Origin of the sequence: Streptomyces sp. MCA2, from assembly GCF_023544705.1 — a bacterium.
Taxonomy (GTDB): Bacteria; Actinomycetota; Actinomycetes; order Streptomycetales; family Streptomycetaceae; genus Streptomyces; species Streptomyces decoyicus.
In genome coordinates, this window is record NZ_JAMJFM010000002.1 from 19,814 (window position 1) to 42,278 (window position 22,465).

Annotated in this window: 15 protein-coding genes; 2 read left to right on the plus strand and 13 right to left on the minus strand. The window is 69.3% G+C overall.

What is annotated here, in order from left to right; genetic code table 11:
• Nucleotide 1: 1 nt before the first annotated feature.
• The 5 genes from M8I34_RS01980 to M8I34_RS02000 form a co-directional block, all read right to left on the minus strand.
• Entirely contained in the window at nt 2-1,267 is a 1,266-nt protein-coding gene (locus M8I34_RS01980; RefSeq protein ID WP_250047562.1) for an OmpA family protein, read from the minus strand.
• Nucleotides 1,264-2,166: a hypothetical protein gene (locus M8I34_RS01985; RefSeq protein WP_250047563.1), complete on the minus strand. Its 903-nt coding sequence runs from the start codon at nt 2,164-2,166 to the stop codon at nt 1,264-1,266. The genes M8I34_RS01980 and M8I34_RS01985 overlap by 4 nt, the downstream gene beginning before the upstream one ends.
• A gap of 34 nt (nt 2,167-2,200) precedes the next feature.
• A complete protein-coding gene (locus tag M8I34_RS01990) occupies nt 2,201-4,528 on the minus strand; it encodes a hypothetical protein (RefSeq protein ID WP_250047564.1) in 2,328 nt (775 codons plus the stop codon).
• The gene (locus tag M8I34_RS01995) at nt 4,525-5,133 is read right to left on the minus strand and encodes a toll/interleukin-1 receptor domain-containing protein (protein ID WP_250047565.1); all 609 of its coding nucleotides are present in this window, start codon (nt 5,131-5,133) and stop codon (nt 4,525-4,527) included. Before M8I34_RS01995 ends, M8I34_RS01990 begins: the two co-directional genes overlap by 4 nt.
• A gap of 234 nt (nt 5,134-5,367) precedes the next feature.
• On the minus strand, nt 5,368-6,732 hold the full coding sequence (locus M8I34_RS02000; RefSeq protein ID WP_250047566.1) for a helix-turn-helix domain-containing protein: 1,365 nt from the start codon (nt 6,730-6,732) through the stop codon (nt 5,368-5,370).
• A gap of 449 nt (nt 6,733-7,181) precedes the next feature.
• Between M8I34_RS02000 and M8I34_RS02005 the strand changes: the two genes are divergently transcribed.
• The gene (locus M8I34_RS02005) at nt 7,182-8,306 is read left to right on the plus strand and encodes an MFS transporter (RefSeq protein ID WP_250047767.1); all 1,125 of its coding nucleotides are present in this window, start codon (nt 7,182-7,184) and stop codon (nt 8,304-8,306) included.
• A gap of 48 nt (nt 8,307-8,354) precedes the next feature.
• On the opposite strand, the gene M8I34_RS02010 is transcribed toward M8I34_RS02005, so the two are convergent.
• The 3 genes from M8I34_RS02010 to M8I34_RS02020 form a co-directional block, all read right to left on the minus strand.
• Nucleotides 8,355-9,086: an SDR family NAD(P)-dependent oxidoreductase gene (locus tag M8I34_RS02010; RefSeq protein ID WP_250047567.1), complete on the minus strand. Its 732-nt coding sequence runs from the start codon at nt 9,084-9,086 to the stop codon at nt 8,355-8,357.
• Nucleotides 9,087-9,310: 224 nt separating this feature from the next.
• Nucleotides 9,311-11,299: a hypothetical protein gene (locus M8I34_RS02015; protein ID WP_250047568.1), complete on the minus strand. Its 1,989-nt coding sequence runs from the start codon at nt 11,297-11,299 to the stop codon at nt 9,311-9,313.
• A 545-nt stretch (nt 11,300-11,844) separates the two neighbouring features.
• Nucleotides 11,845-12,468, minus strand: a complete 624-nt coding sequence (locus tag M8I34_RS02020) for a hypothetical protein (RefSeq protein WP_250047569.1) — start codon at nt 12,466-12,468, stop codon at nt 11,845-11,847.
• A gap of 386 nt (nt 12,469-12,854) precedes the next feature.
• On the opposite strand from M8I34_RS02020, the gene fabV reads away from it, so the two are divergent.
• Nucleotides 12,855-14,063 (plus strand): enoyl-[acyl-carrier-protein] reductase FabV, encoded by a 1,209-nt coding sequence (fabV, locus tag M8I34_RS02025; RefSeq protein WP_250047570.1) that lies wholly within the window; start codon nt 12,855-12,857, stop codon nt 14,061-14,063.
• A gap of 437 nt (nt 14,064-14,500) precedes the next feature.
• Here fabV and M8I34_RS02030 read toward each other — a convergent pair whose 3' ends face one another.
• The 5 genes from M8I34_RS02030 to M8I34_RS02050 all read right to left on the minus strand — a co-directional run bounded on the left by M8I34_RS02030 (nt 14,501) and on the right by M8I34_RS02050 (nt 22,355).
• A complete protein-coding gene (locus tag M8I34_RS02030) occupies nt 14,501-14,938 on the minus strand; it encodes an ATP-binding protein (RefSeq protein WP_250047571.1) in 438 nt (145 codons plus the stop codon).
• Between the two features lie 536 nt (nt 14,939-15,474).
• Entirely contained in the window at nt 15,475-16,563 is a 1,089-nt protein-coding gene (locus M8I34_RS02035) for a type II CAAX prenyl endopeptidase Rce1 family protein (protein WP_250047572.1), read from the minus strand.
• A 303-nt stretch (nt 16,564-16,866) separates the two neighbouring features.
• The gene (locus tag M8I34_RS02040) at nt 16,867-18,297 is read right to left on the minus strand and encodes a cytosine permease (protein ID WP_250047573.1); all 1,431 of its coding nucleotides are present in this window, start codon (nt 18,295-18,297) and stop codon (nt 16,867-16,869) included.
• A 177-nt stretch (nt 18,298-18,474) separates the two neighbouring features.
• Nucleotides 18,475-20,271, minus strand: a complete 1,797-nt coding sequence (locus tag M8I34_RS02045) for a coagulation factor 5/8 type domain-containing protein (protein WP_250047574.1) — start codon at nt 20,269-20,271, stop codon at nt 18,475-18,477.
• Between the two features lie 248 nt (nt 20,272-20,519).
• Nucleotides 20,520-22,355: a glycoside hydrolase family 15 protein gene (locus M8I34_RS02050; RefSeq protein WP_250047575.1), complete on the minus strand. Its 1,836-nt coding sequence runs from the start codon at nt 22,353-22,355 to the stop codon at nt 20,520-20,522.
• Nucleotides 22,356-22,465 lie beyond the last annotated feature (110 nt).

Sequence of the window (22,465 nt, forward strand, 5' to 3'; positions counted from 1 at the left end):
CTCATTTCCTGATGATTTCGATGTCGACGCGCCGGTCGCACTGGAGCTTTTCCTCTGCGGTCATCCGGCTCCCTGCGGCATCGGCCGGTTTCGAGCACCCCGTCGGCAGGCCCCGGCCGTGTGCCGTCACCCGCGTCACCCCGAGTCCGGTCAGGACCTTCTTCACCGCGTTCGCCCGTGCCTGCGACAGCTGTTGGTTGTTGTCCGGGCGGCCGCGCGGATCGACATAGCCGAGGACGGCGACCCTGCTGCCGGGGGTGGTGCGGGCCCTGACCGCGACATCGTTGAGCAACGGCAGGGCCTGGGGGCGGACGGTGGACGAGTTGGTGTCGAAGAGTGCGGCGCCGGGGAGTTGGTAGGTCTCGGGGCGGTCGTCGGCGTAGCGGATCACCGGGTCCTGGGGCGGCTTCCTGTCCGGCGCGCGCTGTCCGGCGGTGCCGACGGCCGTCGGGGCAAGGGTGCAGGAGGTGCCGCGAGCGGCCGGGCCCGCGGCGCCGCACAGCTTGCGCCACAGGGCGGTCAGCCAGGTGCGCTGGGCCGCCGTGGGAGCGGGCTGGTCGGTGGCCGGCTGGCCCAGCCCGGCGAGCGTGAGGTCCACTCCGGTCAGGGACGGTGTCTCGTCGCGGGCGGCGCAGACCCGGGCGATGGCGTTGATCTCGCTCGTGTCCCGGAAGGCGGCCGCGCGCAGATCGGCGCAGCCGGTGGTGGAGAGCCCGTCGGTCAGTACGAGGAGACTGCGGCTGCCGGAAGCGGCGTCCAGTGAGGAGACGCCTGCCGTGAGCGCCGCAAGGACGTTGCTGCCACCGCTTCGGGGGGCGGCGCTTTCGGCCTTGCCGACGAGGTCGGTCAGACAGTCGGCCGCTTGCTGCTTCCGTTTCTTCTGATTGATCGCGTTGTCGTTGTCCTTGATCCAGTCGGTCGAGCGGTCCTTGGCGATCCAGGTGATCTGTGCCGAGTCGCCGCTGAAGCTGCCCACCGAGACCATGTCCTTGCGGTCGACCACCTCTGCGAGGAGCCGGCCGATGCTGTGGGCGTAGTCGCGTCCGGCGGTCCTGCCTCGTACGGAGGCGGAGTCGTCGACGAGGACCACGGTGCGGCCCGCAGCGTCCACGGGCTCCTTCATCCAGGCGCAGGCGTCCAGGCGTGGCGCGTCCCCGCAGGCGCTGAGGAGGCCGGCCGTGAGCACCGTCACGAGGGCTCCGGCGAGCGTGGGCGCTGCCTTACGGCGTCCGGGTGCCCGGAGTGCTGCGGTGTCCGTTGGGGTCACGGGGCCAGCTCCTCGACGTCGGCCGTGGAGTCCACCCACGAGAAGGGACTGAGTCCCATCTGGCGGCAGAATTCGCTCAGTGCCTTGTCGTAGGCGTTGGCGTACTCGAACAGTCCGACCTGCTCGTGGTGCTTGGTCGCGGCCGTGAGGACGCCGGCGAGCGCCTCGGCACCGTTGCGGCGGGTGTTCTTGAGGGCTTGCATGACCTTGAAGAAGTCCTCGTCGGCGAGTGCCGCGGCGAACGGCACCAGCAGCCGCCGCTCGGCCGGGCCCAGCGTGCCGAGGAGCTCCAGTTCGCTCATCACGTGCAGCCAGCGCTCGGTGCGCGCCTGCACCTGTCCGGCCTTGAGCTCACCGAGGCGGTGCTCCTCCGTCAGCCGCAGTTCGGCGAGGTGGAAGGGCAGCACATGTTCGCGCAGCGCCGGGTCGATTCGCATCCGCACCGACGGCCGGCAGCGGATCAGGCCCTTGTCGTCGTTGTAGCACCACCCGCCGCGCAGCTCCTTGTTGACGGCCTTCTCCGCGGCCACCGGATCGAGGGGATCGCAGGTCCGGGCGACGGCCCAGGCGCGGCGCAGCAGCTTGCCACGGGCCGCCTCCTCGTGGAGCGCCGCGCGCTCGCGCAGGGTGTCCAGCGGCATCTCCCGGCTGCTCCAGCGGAAGTGCGGGACGAGTTCAAAGGCGAACACATCGCCGCGCGCCGCTACCGACAGCGCCTCCTCGCCCGGTGGCAGCTCCACCGCCGCCTCGGCCTGCGCCGCCTGTCCGGCGACCGGGGTGTCGGTGCCGTCCGCCTCGTCGACGGGCTCGGGGCCGTCGACGGTCTCCGCGCCGTTCTTGCCCGTTACCCGGTGCCACCAGTTGCGGAGCCGGGCGCGCAGTCCTTTGCGCTCTGTCATGGTCTCTCCTCTTCGTATCCGTACGGGGCGTCGGTCAGGACGCGGAGTCGGTGGCGCGGCCGCCTCGGGGCGGCTGGGGGCGGAGCCGGCGAAGGGTGGCCGAGTCCGGGTGCCGTCCGGCCCACATGCCGAGGTAGAACCCGGCGCGCAGGGACAGCGGCCGGGCGCAGATCCGCGGTACGAGTACCTCCAGGAAGGCGGCGAGTTCCTTGTCCGCATCGCCTGCGAGCAGCCAGCGCCGCAGCAGGTCCCAGGCGCGGGTCGAGCTGTCCTTCCCCATCAGGGCGTGGCGCCAGAGGCGCACCAGGGCCTCGGCACGGTCCGGGTCGGTCATGGCGGTGTCGGCCAGGACGGGGCGGTCCCGGCGGTCCGGGCCGGCGCCGTAGCGGCTGAGGATCAGCAGGGTGCGGATGGCGTGCTGGGACAGATGGTCGTTGTCCGAGGTGATCCAGTGGTCCAGGGCGTCAGCTGTCGGTCCCGGGGCGCCGGCGAGATAGAGCCAGGACATCGAGAAGGCCACCGAGCTGCTGAAGGCCAGCTCCGGCCGGCTGCCCAGTTCGCGCAGTGCCCAGAGGGTGTCCGGGACGTCCTGTGCGCCGACCAGGGTTCCGTAGGCCCGGGCCGCGCTGTCCTGGAGCTGCCACCGGGGGCTGCTCAGCCAGCTTCTGATCTGGCCCCGTACCCGGTGCACCAGCCGCGGGTCGTGGGCCGCCATCTCCAGGGCCAGCGCGGCGGACTGCCGGTAGGCCGCGGACTCCCCGGCCCAGTGCCGGATCAGGTCCCGGTAGACGCTGTCGAAGTCATGGCTGAGCAGGATTCCGGCGATCTGCGCGGCACGGACCCGTATCCGCTCCAGCGGGCCGGCGACCAGCGCCGTCAGCCACTCCCGCAGCGGGTCGCGCAGACTGTCGTAGTCGTGCCAGACGACCTCGATGACCGCGTGCATCAGCTCCTCGTCCACCAGCCTGGCGCGCCGGGGGTTGTCGTCGGCGCGGCCACCGGACGTGGCGTCGGCACTGGCGCGCATCTCCGGCGGGATCAGCTGGTCCAGTTCCCGTTCGAAGACGTGGTTGGTGGGTGCCGGTTCACGGGTCTCGTAGCGCGGCAGGACGGTCGCGCTGAGGACCTCGCCCGCTTCGAAGACGTCGGAGAGCGGATGGCCGTGGAAGAACGCATAGGCGATACGGAACGCCTGGCGGTGTGGATCCAGGACCGGGCCCTGCGAGGTCTCCGCGGGGACGTGCAGCAGTTGCTTCGCCAGCCGCCGCAACCGGTCACGCCATTGCCCGATGACCTCATTGAGGCTGGTGTCCTCGGCATGGACGCGCTGCGCCAGGACATCGGCGAACTCCACGACGCTGCGCACGGACGGGGCTCCGTCGAGGGTGCGCTGCACCTGCTGTGACTCCAGCATCCGGGTGATGAACGCCGTGGTGTGCTCGGCGGTGCAGTCCGGCTGTGTGCAGGCGCCGGGGTGCCCGGCGAGCAGCCTGCGCAGGTGCACGGCCAGGACGTCGCCGAGGGCCGGGCGCCGGTGCTCGAAGGCGTGGGGGCGCAGCCGGTCGGGGTCCACCGGGCCCGGTTCGCCGATGACGACGAGGAACGCGCGCTGTTTGCGGGCGAGATGGCCGAGCGTTTCGAGCGTCGACAGTTTCAGTGGCTGGTCGTCCAGGTCCACCACGAAGCCGCCCGGGGTGAGCAGTTCGTCGGCGCGCCGGCACAGCGCCTGGAGGATGCCCTGGGCCTCGCTGTGCAGGATCTTGATGCTGTCGTCGGGGCAGCAGCCGGCGAGCAGTTTCAGGGCGGTGGACTGGCGACCGCTTCCCGGCTGCCCGGCGAGCACCAGGACGTGCTGCGTCGCGAGCCGGGACGCCATCTGTGCCTGCTGGTCGACGTCCTGGTGGGCGTCGAGGTGCTGGGCGACGGTCAGCGCGGAGACGCTCAGCACCTGGATCTCGATGCCGGTGTCGGCGCCGATGGTCAGCTGCTCGGCGTAGAAGGCGGAGCCGCTGCCGTTGGCGACGGCACTGCGCTTGAGCTTGTTCAGGGCGTTCTGCTGCCGGGCCTGCTGGTAGCGGGTGAAGTCGCCGCCGTCGCCGGTTTCCCGGCGGGGTGCTTGGCGGCCGGTCTCCTGGGCCGACGGGCGGGGGTCGCCGATCTTGGCTGCTGGGTGGTCGGCCGCGGCGCCCGCGGGGTTTGCTTCGGTGCCGTCGGACGGTGGGGCCGCGGCGGGCTCCACCGGCTCGGGAGCGCTCGGTGCGGGGTCGTCCGCGGCCGGAGCGGAGTCCGCCGCCGGGGAGAGGTCCTCGACCGGCCCCTCCGGCGCCTCTCCCTCCGCGACGGCCTGTTCGGTCTCGCTCACGGCCTGCCTCCGCTCTGTGTGTCGCGGCCCTCGTAGTAGCTGGGGTTGCCGCTTCCGTTGTTGACGGCGCACCGGTCATAGGTGGAGTTCCCGCCCGGCTGCGCGGTCCCGTCCGCCGGGGCCGGCTGCCGGTCCGCCCTGCTCACCGGTACATGGCCGCGCAGCGCGTCCGTGATGTCGGGGAGGTCGAGATGTGCGTACGGCACCCGCAGCTGCATGAACTGTCGCTCCGTCAGTTCTGCGATATCGGCGGGGAGTTGGTCCTTGGACGGCAGCACGGCCGAATCGATCAGCACGGGGAGGACGGTCTTGCGCCACTGGAGGGCCGCGCGGATCTCGTCGTGGACGTAGTCGCCCGGTACGTCGATCCGGCGCCGGCCGGCCTCGTCCCGCACGGAGAGCCAGTTCGGGCCGATGAGCACCAGGAGGACCCCGCAGTTTTCGAGGTGGCGCCACAACTCGGGCGGAAAGTGCACGCCCGGCGGAGTGGTGCGGCGGTCCCGGAAGACGTTCTCCGGCCCGAATACGTCCTTCAATTCCTCGTCGAGCAGGACAGCCGCTACGGCGCCGTCACCGGTCCGGTAGTTGATGAATACTCCGGCCATGATTGTTCTGCCTTTCCTCAGGATGACAGCGGTGGATTGCGGCAGCCGTGTGCTGCACGGGCCACTCGGGCTGTCGCGGGGCATAGGGGGATGAAGCCGAGATTCACAGGGGTTTCAGGCGTGGTCAACGCGTTGCCCTCGGCCTTTTGGGCGGGCAACGGAACACCACGGATACGTCGGGAGTACGGGTTCTTCGGGCAGCCTTCCGCGTGCGGCGGGCCGGTGGGTCAGCAGTCAGGCAGGAGTTTCCGGCCCGGTCCGGTTGGCGTGCAGACCCAGCGCGATATGTGGAAGGGTCCGTCGGACGGTGGGATTCTTTGGCCAACGATTGAGCGCGCGGCTCAGGCGCAGAAGATCGGCACGGATGGTCGCCGAGTCGATGAGGGCAACATGACCGGCGACCAATTCGGCGATCGCACAGGCCTGTTCGATTTCACCGACGTTCGCCAGTGCAAGCGCGAGCCGGGCGCCATATCGGGCCCTGGCCCGACGGGATTCCGGCGGAATGGCGTCCAGACCGTCCCCGAGCAGGGTGACCGCCTCGGCCGGGGAACCGAGGTCGTGCATGCACCAGCCGGCGACGAAGGCCGTCAGATCCGGCAGATGGATACTGCCGAGGACCGGGTCCACGCCGCCCGGGGGCGCCGCGCCGGAGGTCAGTTCCGCACCGCGGTCGAGAGCGCGGCGGCAGGCGTCGCGGTCACCCACCAGTGCGTGCCCCTGCGCCTCGCGCTGCGCGGCGAGTCCGCGGATGCGTGCGCTGCGGGCCTGCTGTCCGGCCCGCCGGGCCAGTTGGATGGTGGCCACCGAATCGCCGGTGTACAGGGCCAGTTCCGCCCGTCGGACCAGGGCGTACGCGGCCAGCTCGTCGTCGCCGCCGTCCGCGGCCAGCTGGACCGCCTGCTCGGTCCACCACAGCGACGCCGCGTCGCTGCCCGCCTCCTGCGCCATCCACCCGGTGTACTCGGCGAACCGGGAGGCGAGCCGGAGCACGACTTCACGGTGACCCGGCTGCGCCTGATGGGCCATGCCCCGCAGGGCGCTGGTGGCCGCGATGCAGAGCTGGGCGACCACGGACGGCCCGAAGAGCTGCCCCATCCGGCGGAACTCGTCGAAGATGGTGCGGAAGTACGGCAAGGCCGAATTCGTCTCCCCGCTTTCGAGGAGCGGGGGCGCCAGCGACCAACTCACGAGGGTGGAGGGCAGGGCCCCGGCGCCGAGCGACGCCTGGTCGAATGCCACGAAGTCGCTCCGGCCGCCGGCCTGCATACGTAATGTCCAGGGCGTGCCGACATCCGCTTCCGCGACGGGCAACACGACGGCGCTGCGCTCAGGTGCGGAAATCAGGCTGCTGAGTTGCCCTCCGGCATTGAGGGCGCTGTCGCATAACTGGGCAAGATCGTGGCTGGGCGCCTTCACACTGCGCTCGATCTTGCTCAAGTGCCCTTTGGAAAAGCAAATCAGAGTCGCCAGTTCCCCCAGCGACAACCCCGCTTCAATCCTTCGCCGACGTAACTCCGCCCCGAACCGCACAGGAATCCGCTGCACCCCGCCGCCCCCCTCATCGCTCGCGACCGGTGAGGGGAGTGTGCCACGCATCACACCGACTCTCACATCCTCCTCACACATTGCTTGCTATCGGTTTCATCACGCTCCGCTTCGCACGAGGCAAATCCCCTTCTCCGCAGGAAGGAGCCCTTGCGCAACGGGTCACTTCACTGCCTTCGTCCGTTCCGGAATCGTTGAGATCATTGGCGATGGTGGGGAGTTGGCACACATCTGCTGCCCCGGAATGGCCTGCCGGTCGGACCGGCCGGGCTGCCAGACTCAATGGGGCGACTGCGACCTCGAAGGCCATACGTGATCCTTTGAGGCGCCCCCTCCCCCGCCACGGCAGACGAATTCGGTTGCGGCGGTACCGGTGAGCCCGGTGAGGTACCCCCATGGACGGTGCCACGGAGCAGGCGCAACCGGCGAAGTCCGGGCGAGACCGTAGGGTCACGACGCAACTGACTACCTGGCACAGGTCCGCGGTACTCGTAGCCCTGATGCTGGGCGCCTTCACCTTCAACACCGCGGAGAACCTGCCGGTCGGCCTCCTGGACCTCATCTCCGAAAGCCTGCGGGTGTCGGTGTCGGCGGTCGGCCTTCTGGTCACCGGCTATGGCGTGACGGTGGCCGTCGCGTCTCTGCCGCTCGCCCACGTCATGCGGGCAGTGCCCCGACGGCATGTGCTCACGGGGCTACTGGCTGCGCTGGTCGTGTCCAGTCTGGTGGCGGCGTCGGCGACCTCCTACGGGCTACTGCTCGCGGCGCGACTGCTGACCGCGCTCGCCCAGGCGCTGTTCTGGGCCGTTCTGGGGCCGGTCGCGGCGGGCCTGTTCGCGCCCGAGGTCCGTGGGCGTGTGGTCGGCGCACTGTCCGTCGCCGGCTCGCTCGCCCTCGTGCTCGGTGTTCCCGCCGCAACCTGGCTGGGCCGGCGCAGCGACTGGCAGGTGCCAGTCGCCCTGCCGGCGGCTCTGGGACTCGTCTCCCTGGTGACGATCGCCGTTGTGCTGCCGACCTCGCGCCCGGACGAAGAGCACGCCGCCTACGGAACAGGTCCCGACGCCCGCCGGTTCGGGACCGTGCTGGCGGCCGGAACCCTGTCCGCTACCGGGGCGTTCGCGGGATACACCTACATCGTGAAGTTCCTGGGCGACGTGAGCGGGTTCTCCCCGGGCACGGTCAGCGCCCTGTTCGTGGCCTTCGGTGTGGCGTGTCTGGCCGGGGTGACCGTCACCGGGGCACTGCTGGACCGCTCTCCGCGCGCCGCGCTGACCACTGCCGTGGCCACACAGGCGGTGGGCATGCTCGGCCTGTACGCGACCGGCACCGATCAAGTGGCGGCGGTGGCGTTCCTGGTGCTGATGGGCGGTGCACTCGGGCCGGTGTTCATGACCACCCAGAACGAGATGCTGCGTTGCGCACCGGGCCGCACGGATATCGCACTCGCGGCGAACTCCGGCGCCTACAACGCCGGTATCGCGGCGGGCGCCGCGCTCGGAGGGCTGGTCCTGCCGCTCGCCGACGTGCGGGGCACCTTCCTCGTCGGCGGACTGCTGACCGTCGGGGCCTGCGCGGTGCTGCTCGGCGGGCGGCTGCTGCGCCACGGACCGGAGTCGGCCGCGTAAAGCTGCCTGTCCTCCCGATGTGAGACGGGGACGGCTCGGCGAGTGTGTTCAGTCGATGACGGCGCCGCCGGTGACATTGAACTCTGTGGCGGTCATGGTCGGCGCGCGGTCGGAGGCGAGGAAGGCTGCGGCGTGGGCGACGTCTTCGAGACGGGGCCGGCGGTGGAGGAGAGTCACGGTCGCCTCAGGGTCATCCTCGGGCGGGCTGGATGGATCGGGCGAGCCGGGAGAGAGCAGCCAGGCTGCCCGGATGCCATGCGGGCCGAGTTCGCCGGCGAGCTGGCGGCACAGACCGGAGAGGGCGGACCAGGCAATGTGGGAGCCGCCGAGGCCAGGGATGGCTTCCCGGCCGCCACCCATGGCCAGGATCACCCCCGTGTGGCGGGGGATCATATGGCGGGCGACGGCGGTGGCCAGAGTCAAGTGGGTGGTGACTGCCTTGGTGACGGGGCGCAGCACGTCTTCGTCGGCCATGTCGACCAGTGGGGTGCCGTGCAGGTCGTCGTTGGAAGTGGCGTTGAAGGCGATATCGATCCCCGCGGAGTGCCGGGCGACGGCATCGGCGTGCTGCTCGACCGCGGCGCGGTCGGTCGCGTCGAGCGTGGCGACCTCGACGCGACCCCCGGATCCGGCGATGGTGCCGGCCAGCTCCTCCAGAGGTGCGTGGGTGCGCCCGACCAAGTGGACCGTGGCGCCTTCACCGGCAAAGACGCGGGCGACCGCGGAGCCAATCGCTCCAGCGCCGCCGTAGACGATGGCGGTCTTGTTCTCCAGCAGCATGACAATCCCTACTTCATCGAAGTTCGATCACCTGGCCCCCGCAGCTGCACCGCGCCGCAAGCCAGTACCCATCAACCGCGTGAACAACCTTCCGGGCCAATGCACCTGGCCAGTCCGACCCGACCCCGCCTCCATCCGCTCTTGGAAGCGGTGCACCTGCCCCGGGGAGGGGCTGGGCTCCGCACCGGATTCGCCGACTCTCTGGGGGAACCGAGGGGCAGATGTCAGCGGCGGTACATCACGTGGAGCTTGCCGTTGTGGGAGGCGAGGGCCGGTTCGCCTTCCATGGCGCCGGCAGGGACAGTGGGAGCGCTCTGCCAGGTGTCGCCGGTGGTGTGCAGGAGCCACAGGTTGCTGTCGGTTCCGCGGGCGGCCAGCCACAGTTTGCCGCCGTGGACGGTGATCGTCGGCGAGTCCGGGGTGAGCCAGTTCGAGGGCGGGGCGAGTTCACCGGAATAGTGACCCTCGGGGATGTACCAGCCGGCGTGGTTGTGGCTGTTGGCTGTGCGGCAGGCGTACCAGATCTTGTCGTTGTATCCGGCGATCGAGAACGGTCCGTCCGCCGTGGACCAACGGCCGCCCGGGTTGCCCAGGGTCGACCAGTCGTCACCGTAGCGGGAGTACATGGTGTGAGCGGCCCCGCTGCCGGACCGGTGGACGACCACCAGACGCTCGCCGACGACGGGGACATTCGGGCCGTCGACGGTCAGGGACGGCGCACGTTCGGTGTGCAGGTCGCGCAGCTTCGTTTCCGCGCTCCACGCTCCGCTGCCCGCGTAGCTGCACACATACACCGCTCCGTCCATCCCGGTGTGCGCCATGTACAGCTTGGTCTTGAACACGGCCAGGGCCGGGGCGTAGTCGCTGCCGAAGTAGCGGACCTGCACGGGTTCGGACCAGGCGCCGTTGTCCAGCACGCTCCACATGACGGCTCGGTCGCCGGGGCGGATGTACGCGGCGTGGAGTTTGCCGTCGTAGGAGGCCAGTGCCGGGGGTGCGGAGCTGGTCCAGCCGAGCGCGACGGGTGCGCTCGTCCTGGTGAAGATGCCGGAGCCGGTGACAGTGACGTACTCCAGGGCCCCGGCGGGGAAGACCGGCCGTTGGCCGGTGTAGCGGATGCGCAGGGAGTGGTGGCCTTCGCCGTTGAACTCCCAGGTGTCCTGGCCGCGGTTGAACAGGGTGACCAGGGTGTGGCGGTCGAAGAAGAGCATCCGCTCGCAGGACAGGTCGTCCTTGTTGCGCAGGTACTCCTTGAGGAAGATGAACAGCTTCGTGATCTCCAGGGCGTAGCCCAGAAGATCACCTGCGAACGTGGGGTTGAAGTTGTTGAGGAGGTCGGTGACGTGCAGTCCGTCGACCACTTCTTGCAGGACTTCGAAGAGCTTGTCGTACCACTCGGAGCTGCTCTGGTCGGCCTCCCAGGCGGCGACATGCAGGCCCAGGTGCGTGCCGGCCTGCCCGTCGAAGACCACTCTGTCCGCACCGGTGAACGGGCGGGTGTCGCTCTTTTTGATCGCCCCGAATTCACTGGACTTGTAGGTGGGGGCCTTGTGCTTGTCGGAGGCGGCTGCGACGGTCCAGTAGATCTCGTCCTTGCCGCCCCACTGGTCACCTACCGCCCGGCGGACGTAGAAGCTGTCGAACTCCACCTTGGCCCGGTAGCCGGGCACGGGCCTGCCCCGCTCCTCAGGGGGCTGCGGGGGACGGTTGAACACGGTCGCCCCATAACCGAAGTCGCGGATCCCCTGCTTGAACTCCGCGGTGTCGATCGCCTCCCCGGTAGCGAGCACGGCGGGATCCACGAGCGCCGCGTTGGCCAGCGTGACCGCCTCCCGCCCGATGACCGGCAGGCGCTCCTTGAATTCGGTGACCGTGTACCCCGTCGACAGCGATCGGGACGTGACGGAGGCGGGCACGATGTCCAGCGACCCCAGGTCCGCGACAGCCGACCGGTACTCCTGCCCGCACGCGTGCACATCCGCCTGCGGCATCAGATCGCTCAACGCCTTGAGCAGCACCCGCTCCAGTTCAGTGAGGGGTTTCCCCAGCCTGGAGCGTTCGGCGGCGTGCAGCGCGGCTCCGACCAGCACGCCCTGTTCCCGCCCCTGCCGCAGCCCCCTCATGAACCGGCTCTCGCTCGCGGTCGCCGTGCCGCGCAGCATCTCCCTCAGCCGCACAGCGCCTTCCACCGGGGCCACTTCCTCGATTGCCATACCACTCCTCACCTGCGGTCATCAGCGACGACCAGGTCCGGCCAACCCTCTGGAGAGGATCACGGGGCGCTATGGGCATATCCATACCAAATGTTCCTTTATTGGCCAGATAGCGCCACTCACGCGAAATCCGAAATATGCCGCACAAGCCTCTGACTCCGTCTCCAGCATCGTGATTCGTCGCCGTCGCCGTCGCCGTCGGCTTCGTCGAACTCGTGAGTTCACCTCGCCTGCGTAGTCGGCGTGCTCGTCGCCTTACCCCTCGGTCACGTCACCACGCAGCGATCCGGCTCTGGCTCTGCGACGGACGCAGGAGAGCCCCCGTCATGAGACAGGGGGCAGGAGTCCGCCGGCCACCAGTACTCAAGCTGTCGCCGCCATCGAGGGAAATCGATACGCCCCTCGGTGGTTTGGGCGGCTTCGAGCAGGCATCCGAGCAGGCTTATGAGGCGACAGGGTCGTTGGCGGGGAGTGTGCGAGGCATCCACGACGAACGGCGGCTGGCGGATGGCTCGCCCGCCCGCCCCCGAAGTGCGGGGCCGGTTCTAGCTGATGAGGTCCTGGGGACGCAGGTAGCCCGCGGTGCGCTCGTGTTCGCCGAACCAACGGTGGGCGGCGCGGGAGCGGGCGGCCTCGAGCAGCGCTTGGCCGTAGTGGCGGGTGGCGAACACGGGGATGCCGATGCGGTAGCGGCGGTCGGACACGCCGGGCACCCCGGACTGCTCCTCGATGACGAACGGGGCCAGTGAAGGGTCGTGCTCCTGCACCCCGCCGGTCGGGCACAGTTCGAGACTCGCCAGCCGGTGCCCCGAGTTGTCCGGCCCTTGGTGACACAGGAAGAGACCCACGCTGTCGAGCGAGTCCCACGGGATGACCGCGTGCGCCGTCTTGTTGTGCCACCACCACACGCCGGTCGCGTCGAACGCCAGGTACGCGTCGCGGTCCGACCACCCGACCCAGCCCATGAACACCCCGACGCCTCCGAACACCAGGAACCAGAGCACCGCGAACACCCAGGTTCCGACGCCGTATCCGTAGACCACACAGGAGACCGGCATCGACAGACCGAAGGCGAGAGCGGCGAGGGCACCGGGCATGGTTCGGCGCATCCGCTGCTTGCCGAAGGGGAACATGGCGGCATCAGGGGAAGGGGTACGTCCGGGAAGCATGCAGTGAGTGTACGGAGCCGGGACGTCCCGTCCGGAGGCGGGCTCCGCGGCCGGACACTGATGTGACGGCGGGTCAACTAGGTCATCGAGACCCTGCTCATGTCACCGCCGGGCCCGCCCCCGCCCCGGTGGTGCGGAGACTTGGTCGTGGCTCGCGCTCGCCGCGCCCGGAAGTGCATGCGGCCGTCCCCGGACCGGTGCAGCCCCAGGCCGGCGCGGCGGCAGACCCGTCTCCGCTCGAACTGAGGGAAAACCTCCAAATGCGTCACTCCAATACTGTGGCCGCCAAGACGATCATGGGGAGGTATAGGGACGCAGACTTGCAGGGGCGGTGCGTGCTCCGGTGGCGGCCCGCCTCCTCCGCGACGACCTGAAGGACGTGCGTCATGAGCGAACGTGTCATCACCCCGCGAAGCCGGGGATTCCTCTTCCTCGACTCCCACCCGGCCGGCTGCGAGCGCCTGGTGCAGGAGATGTGGGAGGCCGCCCCCGCGCCCGCCCGCGTCCCGGACAGCGCTCCGGTGGCCCTCGTCATCGGCTCGTCAGCCGGCTACGGGCTGGCCGCGACGATCGCCGGACTCGCCCGGGCGGGGATCCGCGGCATCGGCGTCTGCTTCGAGAAGGCCCCTACCGAGCGGCGCACGGCCACGGCCGGCTGGTACCGCACCGCCGCCACCGCTGAACTCGCCCGGCGGCACGGCCACGACATGGTGTTCCTCAACGGCGACGCCTTCTCCGACGAGATGAAGGACCAGGTCACGGACCTCCTCCGCCAGCGCTTCGGCCGCCTGGACCACCTGATCTACTCGGTTGCCTCACCGCGACGCACCGACCCGGAAACCGGTATCACCTACGCCTCGGCCCTCAAGCCCATCGGCGAGGCCTACTGCACCAAGACCCTCGTCTTCGACGGGGACGGGACTCCCGAGGTCAAGGAGGTGGAGACGCAGCCGGCCGAGGGCGATGACGTCGAGCAGACGATCGCGGTGATGGGTGGCGCGGACTGGGAGCGGTGGATCGATCATCTCGCCGACCGCGGCCTGCTCGCCGACGGATTCTCCACCGCCGCTCTGTCGTACATCGGTTCCCCGCTGACGGACGGGATCTACCGGCAGGGCACCATCGGCGCCGCCAAGGCCCATCTCGAAGCGACCGCCCGCACGCTCGACGAGCGCCTGGGCAAGCTGGTCGGCGGCCGAGCGGTGACCTCCGTCAACGGGGCCGCGGTCACGCAGTCCTCCACCGCCATCCCCGGCATCGCCCTCTACGTCGGTCTGCTGCGCGGCGTTCTCGGCGAGGCTCTGGTGCCGCCGATTGCGCAGCTGTCCGACCTGTGGGACCAGCTGACCGGCGTCCGGCCGCTCGACACGGATGAGGACGGCCGGGTCCGTCTCGACGGCTGGGAACTCAACAGCGCGGTCCAGGCCGCTGTCACCGAAAGGTGGGACTCGGCCACCACCGAGACCATTACCCGCCTCGCCGATCTCGACTGGTTCCACGCCGAGGTCCAGCGCCTCTACGGTTTTGCGGTACCGGGAACCGACTACACGGCCCCGACCGCGACCCAGGTTCCCTGGCCGGACGCCACTTCCTGATCCCCGGGAAAACGACCACCGGATCCGGTGGTTTCGGCCGGACGCCACCTCTTTTCTGACGTCCCCTGACATCACCTGGCAGTAAGGGTGAGTTCGTCGACCTGGCCTGGCAGTAAGGGTGAGTGGTGAGTTCGTCACGTTGAGGAAAGAGCGCGCGCTCGTCTTACGGAAGTCCTGCCATGAGGAGGGAAGTTTCCCTGGTGACGAGGGGCGCGGCCAGGAGTGTGGGCGGACGTACGGTCGTTCGTCTTCTGCCTGCGCGGCGAATTAGATTCCACCGTCAGGGAATTCAGGCGGCCGGGCCTGGTTTCAATTGGGTGGCCGGCGTCGGGTCGACATCCACCGCGTCGTCATCAGACCGGTTGGCCGGCCCGGGTGTCCGCCGTGGCGGACGGCTGTGTGCTCAGGTCGTGGCTCATCGGCCACGGCCTGGCCGGTCACGGTGTGCCGCGCCCCTGGAGGGGGACGATCGCGGTCACGGTTTTACCGGCCTGTTCTCGCCTGATCTCCACGGCGGTCGCGATCCGGCAGACCATCGACCATCCAAAACCTCCGCCCTCTCCGGTGACGTCGGGGGTGCGGGGGCGGGGAAGAACAGGGCTGGAATCGCCTACGGTGACCACCACCGACTCCGGGCCGGCCCGCAGCCGCAAGGTGCAGGTCTTTCCGCCCGCGTGCCGTACCGCATTGGTAACCAGTTCGGAGACGACAAGGATCACCGCCTCCCTGGTGTCCCTTTCCACGGAGGGCTCCAACTGCTCCAGATAGCCGGATGCAAGGTGCCGTGCGGGCCCGACTGCTTCGGAATGGCAATCGAGTTGAAGCTCCAGCACCGGCGACGCCGTATTGGTGTGCGGAGCCTCGGCGGTGCTCATGATAAAGCTCACCTCATATCGCGTCGTCTTGCCTTCAGGCCGGAGAGCGTGCCCTCTTCCCGGGCCACCAATCCCCAATCTCCGAGGTGGGACGAAATGGTTTCTTCGCCGCAACGGTGGAAAGGCCGGCCCCGCGCCTGTCCCGAACGGACATGGCCAAGCGGAGTGCTGTGGAACACCTCACGCCGACCCGGCAGCTGGACGGCGAGTACGGCCGCCGCCACGCCCTCAGGCCTGCCCGCGCCCTCCGGCGCCGAAGTGCTCAGCGCGAGAGCGGCAGCGGCAAAAGCGGAACCACCGTCATCCTCCTCCGGACAGTCGGGTGCCCGAATCCGCCGCGAGCAATCGGGCATTTCCCCGGTTTCCTTCACGGGCCGATGGGTAGGGGCTGGCCCTTTCCAGTCGGTGCGCGGCAGGAAGGGACGCGTATCCGGCGGCCTGACGTGACGCGGCCCGGCGCCACTTTCCCGCGCCGGGCTCGACACCACATGACCGACCAGATCCATCCCTAATCAGTCAAATAGGGGCAAACAAACCTACAGCTGTCCCACCTCACCACGTCGAATGATGCGCGCCCCTCGGCTATGTGACGGCCCCTCCCGGCCGACAGCGGACGGCCACTCCCGTCCGGCCGGGACAAGTCGCGAGCCGACCCCTGTCCACGCGCCCGCGCTGTGCGTCGTCGCCGCGGACGGACGCCCCGGCCCACGTCGCTGCGCCCGCGCCCGCACACGGGACGACACGACCCGCGCACCGACGAAGACCATCGCGGTGGCCGCCAGATATCCCAGTTCGAGAACCGCGGCGTGGGCCGGGGCAACCTTCGCCGACCAGCCTGCGCCACGCTGCACGCCCTCGAACACGACGCGGTTGACGCTGAGGAAAGCCACATGGGTGCCGATCGCCACCCACAGGGGCGCGGACCCCGGCGCCGTCCGCGCGGCCAGCAGCGTGAGGCCGAAGACGGAGAGCAGCACGAGATAGGCAATCGGATCCTGACCCGCGGGAGTAACACCCATCGGCGGAGCCGCCACGCCCACGAGACGGGACACCCCGGCCTGCGCCACGGTGGATGCCGCCGGCACCAGCAGGAAGACCGCCGTCGTCCCCAGGGCCGAGATCACCCCGCCGAGCCGGTCGCGCAACGAGGCCCAGGCGTAACCACGCAGTGTCGCCTCCTCCGGCAGCGCCTCCAGCAGCACGGCCACCAAGGCATTGCCCACCAGGAACGAGGTGAGGACTGCCGGGTCAAGGGCGGACCAGTGGACCCACCCGAGGGCCGTACCCGCTCCGAGCGCGACGGCGGCACACGAGGCGGTGACGCCCAGGCCACGAAGGAACCCGAGGGGCGCCGAGGAACGGGGCCCCAGACCCATGGGGCGGCGGCTCGTTGACCGCATGGCCCGTAAGCCCAGTACGGCCGGGACGGCCAGCGCACTCACCAGTGCGGCAGGCAGCAGCTGCCGCAGGTATCCCTCGGCGCCGAGCAGCCGCGCGAGCGCCTCCCCCAGCGCATTGCCCGCCCCCAACGCACACGCCATCACCGCACCGCCGAGCAGCGCTCTCCCCCAGGCCCGCCATGCGGAGCCCCGAACCGGCGTCGTCGTGCCGCAGGTCGTAGCCATCAGCTCTCCCTTCACGATCAGCGGGAGGGACGTCCGGGTGCGTCCGCCGGAATCGTCCGTGCGCATCGAACCGGGCCCGGTGGCGGCTCGTCACCGCGACCGGACGCACCGGTCGGGCACCGGCCCGCCGTACCCCGCAAGCTCTTCGAGAGCTACGTGTGCCCGTGGCGTCGACGATGAAGCCGCGCCCCGGCGCACCCGACACGAACGGCCCGGCAAACCCTCCTGCGGCATGACGTGTCGCGGCCAGGGACTACATCCCTCGATCCAGATCCCTCGGCCCAGCGGTCGTACGCGAAGGGTTCAGGCGCCCGGCGCAGTCACGGCCGGCTCGGACGTCCGGGCCGCACGGGCCGCACGGGCCGCACGAGCACCAGCAAAACGCCGCAAAGGTGCATATACGGCAACAGAGACAATGAACGCGACGTAGTACGCAAAATCTGCGCCATGGAGCGCCGCCGCGACGGGGCCGACGAACAGGGTCGTGTCCATGAAGGGCATGGCCGCCGCGAACGCGACGACGAAGGCGGCACACGCGGGCCACCACGGCTGAGGACGGGCGAACTCGGCCTCGACGTCGATCGGCGCACCGCGGCGGGCCTTGGCGCGCAGCCTCGCGTCGACGAGGACGATGCCGACGAAACCGGGGATCCAGTAGCCCACGAACAACAACAGGTTCTGGAAGCGCGTCGTGGTGTCCGCGGCATGCATCCAGAGCACCAACAGGAAGCCGAGTACGGCCGCTGCCGCCGCAGCGAGCGGCCGGGGAACCCGTATGCCGGCCGTCTGGAGCGCCAGGGAGCCGCTGTAATCGTTCATGGCGTTGCTGCACACCGCGGCGGCCGCGATGGCCAGCAGGCCGAAGGCGCCGAGCACCCCGCCACCCAGCAGCCCGTGCACCCCGGCGGCCGTCTGGTCGGTGAAGAGCTCGGCCCCCCACAGCCCCAGCGCCTGCACCCAGGCGAAGGAGAGCACCATGCCGAGCACGGAGTACCAGAACATCCGGGGCCGGGATGTCGTACGGGGCAGGTAGCGGCTGAAGTCCGAGGCGTAGGGGGCCCAGGAGATGGCCAGACTGAGTGCGATGGTGCTGGTCAGGACAAAGGCGCCGAAACGGTCGGCACCGTGCGCGGAGCCCGACAGGGGAAGCGGCACGCCGGACAGCAGCTTGACGCTCAGGACCAGGAAAGCGGCGCCCAGCACGAAGGTCATCACCGTCTGGAGCTGATGGAGCGCTTCATAGCCAAAGACGCCGACGGCTCCCTGGAGGAGCAGGACCACCAGCGCGCCCAGCCAGAACGGCCAGCCGAGCAGCTGGGCCAGTGCCTCACCGCCGAAGAGGCCGATGAGCGCGTCCCAGGCGACGGAGGAGAGCCACTGCATGATGCCGGGCAGTGCCACTCCACGGCCGAAGGCCAGCCGCGACAGCGGCAGCTGCCCGGTCCCGGTCTGGCTGCCCCAGGTACCGAGGTACGCGGCAGGTACCGCGCCGACGATCGTGCCGAGCACCATGGCCGTGAGGGCCGTCCAGAAGTCCAGCCCCAGGGTGACGCCCACGGTGCCGGAGAACACTCCGGTCATGGTGAGGTTGGGGGCGAACCATACGGTGAAAAGTCGAGCAGACCTTCCATAGCGGTTGCTTTCGGGCACTGGCTCGATGCCGTGCCGCTCGACCGTCAGGTCACCGGGCCGGGCAGGCATCCGCCCTCGGAAGGCGGATTCTTCGATGGTCATGGCTCTCCAGGCTCAACAGATGCGCGCCCTACCGTAGGCCGGACAGCCGGCCCGCCCGCAACGGCCCCCTGACCCGGCACCACCGGCCGGTGCCGGACGAAGGCGGAGACGGAGACAGCCCCAGGGGCTCAGGGCTCAGGCCCCACGCCTCACGCCTCCCACCTCACCCCCCACACCTCACGGATAAGACACCACCGTCGACGGCACCGTCGAGGTACCCGTAGTCGGAGCGCCGATGCCGTTGATCACGTGCTCGTACTGGCCCTTGCCGCCCAGGGAGACCACGAGCAGATCGTGGAACTTCACACCCGGCTTGTCCGGCGCCTCGAAGCCGTGGTCCTGGCGGATGGTGGGATCCACGTTGTAGAAGCAGTAGCTGCCCAGGCCCCACCCCTCGTGCGTGGTCACGTCGTCAGCGATCTTGTACGCGGCGTACCCCTTGATGCTGCCGTTCTGCACCGCGGCCTGATCGGGAGCGTCGTACGCCTTCTCGTTCTGGAAGAAGACGGTGCGCCCGCGCTCGCCGCGCCACTCCACGTCGTACTTGTTGAAGTGCTCGACGAAGAGCCCGGTGGCCAGGACGTCGTCACCGTTGACACGGACCCCGTAGTCGGCCCGGTTGGTCTCCCAGCCCACTCCGTCCCCATGGTCGGCGCGCCAGACCCAGGTGTGATCGACGATGGTGTGGTTGCTGTTGATCACCATGCTGGTGGTCGCCTTGCCGGGGCCCGCCCCGCCGATCCGCAGGAAGACGTCCTGGACCGTGGTCGGGTTGGCGGTGTGGCTCGCGGAGGAGCCTTCGGGGCCCACCTCCAGCAGGGTGGCGGAATTGACCGGACCGGCATCGATCAGGAACCCGGCGAGCCGAACACCGTCGACGTCGGCCACCTTCAAGGCCGTCGCCCCCTTGTCCGGAACAATCGTCGCGTACCCCAGCCCCAGGACCACCGTGTTCGCGCGCTGCACCTCGATCGCCCGGTCGACGTGGTAAATCCCGGGCGTGAGAAGCAAGTTGAGGCCCTGGGCCAGCGCGGCGTTGAGGGTCGCCGCGTCGACGCCGGGCTTGGCCACATAGAACTGGCCGAGCGGAAGGGACTCGCCCCGTGGTGTGCCGTTTCCCCAGGTGGTGCCGCGGGCGTTGGTCCGCTTCTCGGGCAGGAAGACCTTGTAGTCGGCCCCGTCGAGATAGAGGAAGGGCTTTTCACGGGAGACCGGAGTGGTGTCGAGGGTGGTGTAGGGCGGGTTGGGGAAGCTCTGCGCGGGGGCTCCCTCGACTCCTGAGAACACCATGTTCCACACGGCGTTGTTCCAGCCGCCCACCGAACTGTCACGGGTATACCACTGCTGCTGCGAGTACGGGCCCACCGTGCCGTCGATACGGCTGTCGGCGATATAGCCGCCGCTCGCCCAGCCATAGCCGTCGGGCGACAGGTTCAGCCCGCCCTTGACGTGCATCCGCCGGAACGGTGCCGCCTGGGCCACGGCCCACCGGTTGGTGCCGTTGACGGGACGGAGCGCGAGGTTCTCCGCCGACCGCCAGAAGTTCTGTGTCGCATTGCCGTTGAGCCACCCGGCGTCGACGGTCACATCACCGTTGAAGGTCGTGTCGTCGGGCGACAGACCGAGGCCGGCGATCGCGGTGTAGAAGCCGAGCTGGGCGTTCAGGCCGTTGTATGTGCCCGGCTTGAAGAGGAGCGCGTACCTTCCGTTGCCGAACTGGGCCGACTCCTGCTGCTTGAAGATCTCGTCGAGTTTTCCCTGGATGTTGGGCGTGGCGGGGTCGAAGACCAGGACGTTCGGGCCGAGATCGCCCCCGCCCGGAAGTGCGGCGGCCGCGGCGGGCGCCGCGGAGGCCCGGGAGGCCAGCACCGGGAGGCCTGCGGCGGGAAGCGCGGCCGCCATCGCGGCCAGGACCCTGCGGCGCGAGGGCTTCGGCGTACGAGGGGACGTGGCACCTGTGGGGGGTGTGGGCATCGCAGCTCTCCTTGTTCAGGAAGTGAACGAGTGAAGTGCATGGGAGCGCTCTCTTGCCCGATGCATGTTCATCACATGTGAACGGCACGTCAAGACTTCTGTCGGGAATCCGCGAACTTGGACCTGACCAACCCTCAAGAGCCAAGCTATTTAGCCTAGTTACGGTGTTTCTGTGTAAGGCGCGCAAGTCTCGCGGAGCCCTCGCCGCGTTCAGTAGATGTCAATGGAGAGCAGGGCGAAGGAGTTCGTCAGCCCAGTGCCCGGTCGAGGTTGAACGCGGCGCTGATGAGGCCCAGATGGGTGAAGGCCTGGGGGAAGTTGCCGATCTGTTCGCCGGTACGGCCGATTTCTTCGGCGTACAGCCCGAGGTGGTTGGCGTAGGTCAGCATCTTCTCGAAGGCGAGCCGGGCCTCGTCCACCCGGCCGGCGCGGGACAACGCCTCGACGTACCAGAACGAGCAGATCGAGAAGGTGCCCTCCTCGCCTCGCAGTCCGTCCGGGCTGCGGCGCGGGTCATAGCGGTAGACCAGGGAGTCGGAGACCAGCTCCTCGCCCAACGCGTCCAGGGTGGAGAGCCATTTCGGGTCGGTGGGAGAGATGAACTTGGCCAGCGGCATCATCAGGACGGCCGCGTCGAGGACGTTGTCGCCCTCGTGCTGGACGAAGGCCTTCCGCTCGGCGGACCAGCTGCGCTCCATGATCCGGTGGTAGATCGCGTCACGGGCATGCGCCCAGCGGGGCATATCCGCCGGCAGGCCCCGGTGGGTGGCGATCCGCATCGCGCGCTCGATCGCGACCCAGCACATCAGCTGCGCGTACAGGAAGCGCTGGGTCTTGCCACGGGTCTCCCAGATCCCTTCGTCCGGCTGGTCCCAGTTGTCACAGACCCAGTTGACCAGGGTGCCTACCGTTTCCCAGTGCTCACTGGACAGCGGCTCTCCCCATTTGTCGTAGAGATAGAGGGAGTCGATGAGGGCCCCGTAGATGTCCAGTTGGAGCTGGTTGACGGCGTCGTTGCCGATCCGCACGGGCGTCGAGCCCAAGTGGCCCTCCAAGTGGAGGAGTTCTTCCTCGGGGAGTTCGCTGCGGCCGTCGATGCCGTACATGATCTGAAGCGGTCCGCCGGAACCGTCGTTGAGGCCGACGTTCTCGGACAGGAAATGCACAAAGGCCTTGGCCTCGTCGGTGAACCCCAGCCGGAGCAGCGCATAGATGCAGAACGCGGCGTCTCTCACCCACGCATAGCGGTAGTCCCAGTTGCGCTCGCCGCCGACCTGTTCGGGCAGGCTGGTCGTGGGCGCGGCCACGATGGCCCCGGTCGGGGCGTAGGTGAGGAGCTTGAGGGTGAGCGCGGAGCGGTGCACCATCTCCCGCCAGCGCCCTCGGTAGCGGGATTTCGACAGCCATCTGCGCCAGTACCGCACCGTGGCACCGAACAGTTCTTCCGCCTCCGTCACCGGACAGGCCCGCGGCTCCACCCCGTCGCCGATCCGGTCGAGCGCGAACACCGCGGTCTCCCCCTCGGCCAGTGTGAACGAGGAAGTGGCGTCCGGGCCGTCGATCTCGACCGGAACGCTGGAGGTCAGCGCAAGAGAGAGATCCGGGGAGTCGAACACGGTCTGCCCCTGCCGCGTACTCACCGTGTGCGTACTGCGCCCGTAGTCGAAGCGCGGTGCCACACGGACGGTGAACGGCAGCGCCCCGCGCACGCAGAGCACCCGCCGGATCAGCCGGTGGCGGTCCGCCTCACGTGAGTCGTCGACGATCGGCATGAAGTCCTGGACCTCGCCGACACCGTGGTCCGCGAAGAACCGCGTGATCAGGATGTTGGTGTCGGGGAAGTAGAACTGCTTCGTCCGCGCGGGTACGTCCGGGGCCAGCTCGAAGGCTCCGCCACGGTCGGCGTCCAGGATCGCCGCGAAGACACTGGGTGCGTCGAACCGCGTGCAGCAGTACCAGTCGATGGTGCCGTTGGTCCCGACGAGCGCGGCCGTACGCATGTCCCCGATCAGGCCGTGCTCGGCGATGGGGGTGTAGCGAAGTGCGTCCGCCCTACTGGGGCGGAGGCTCACAGCGGCGGTCATCCGACCTCCCCGGGACGGGGCTGCGGGAGCAGTGGATTCAGGTTACCTCCGCACGGTTGCGGACGCCGAGCCGGCGAGGGGCGGTCGGCGACGGCAACGATGGGTCACTG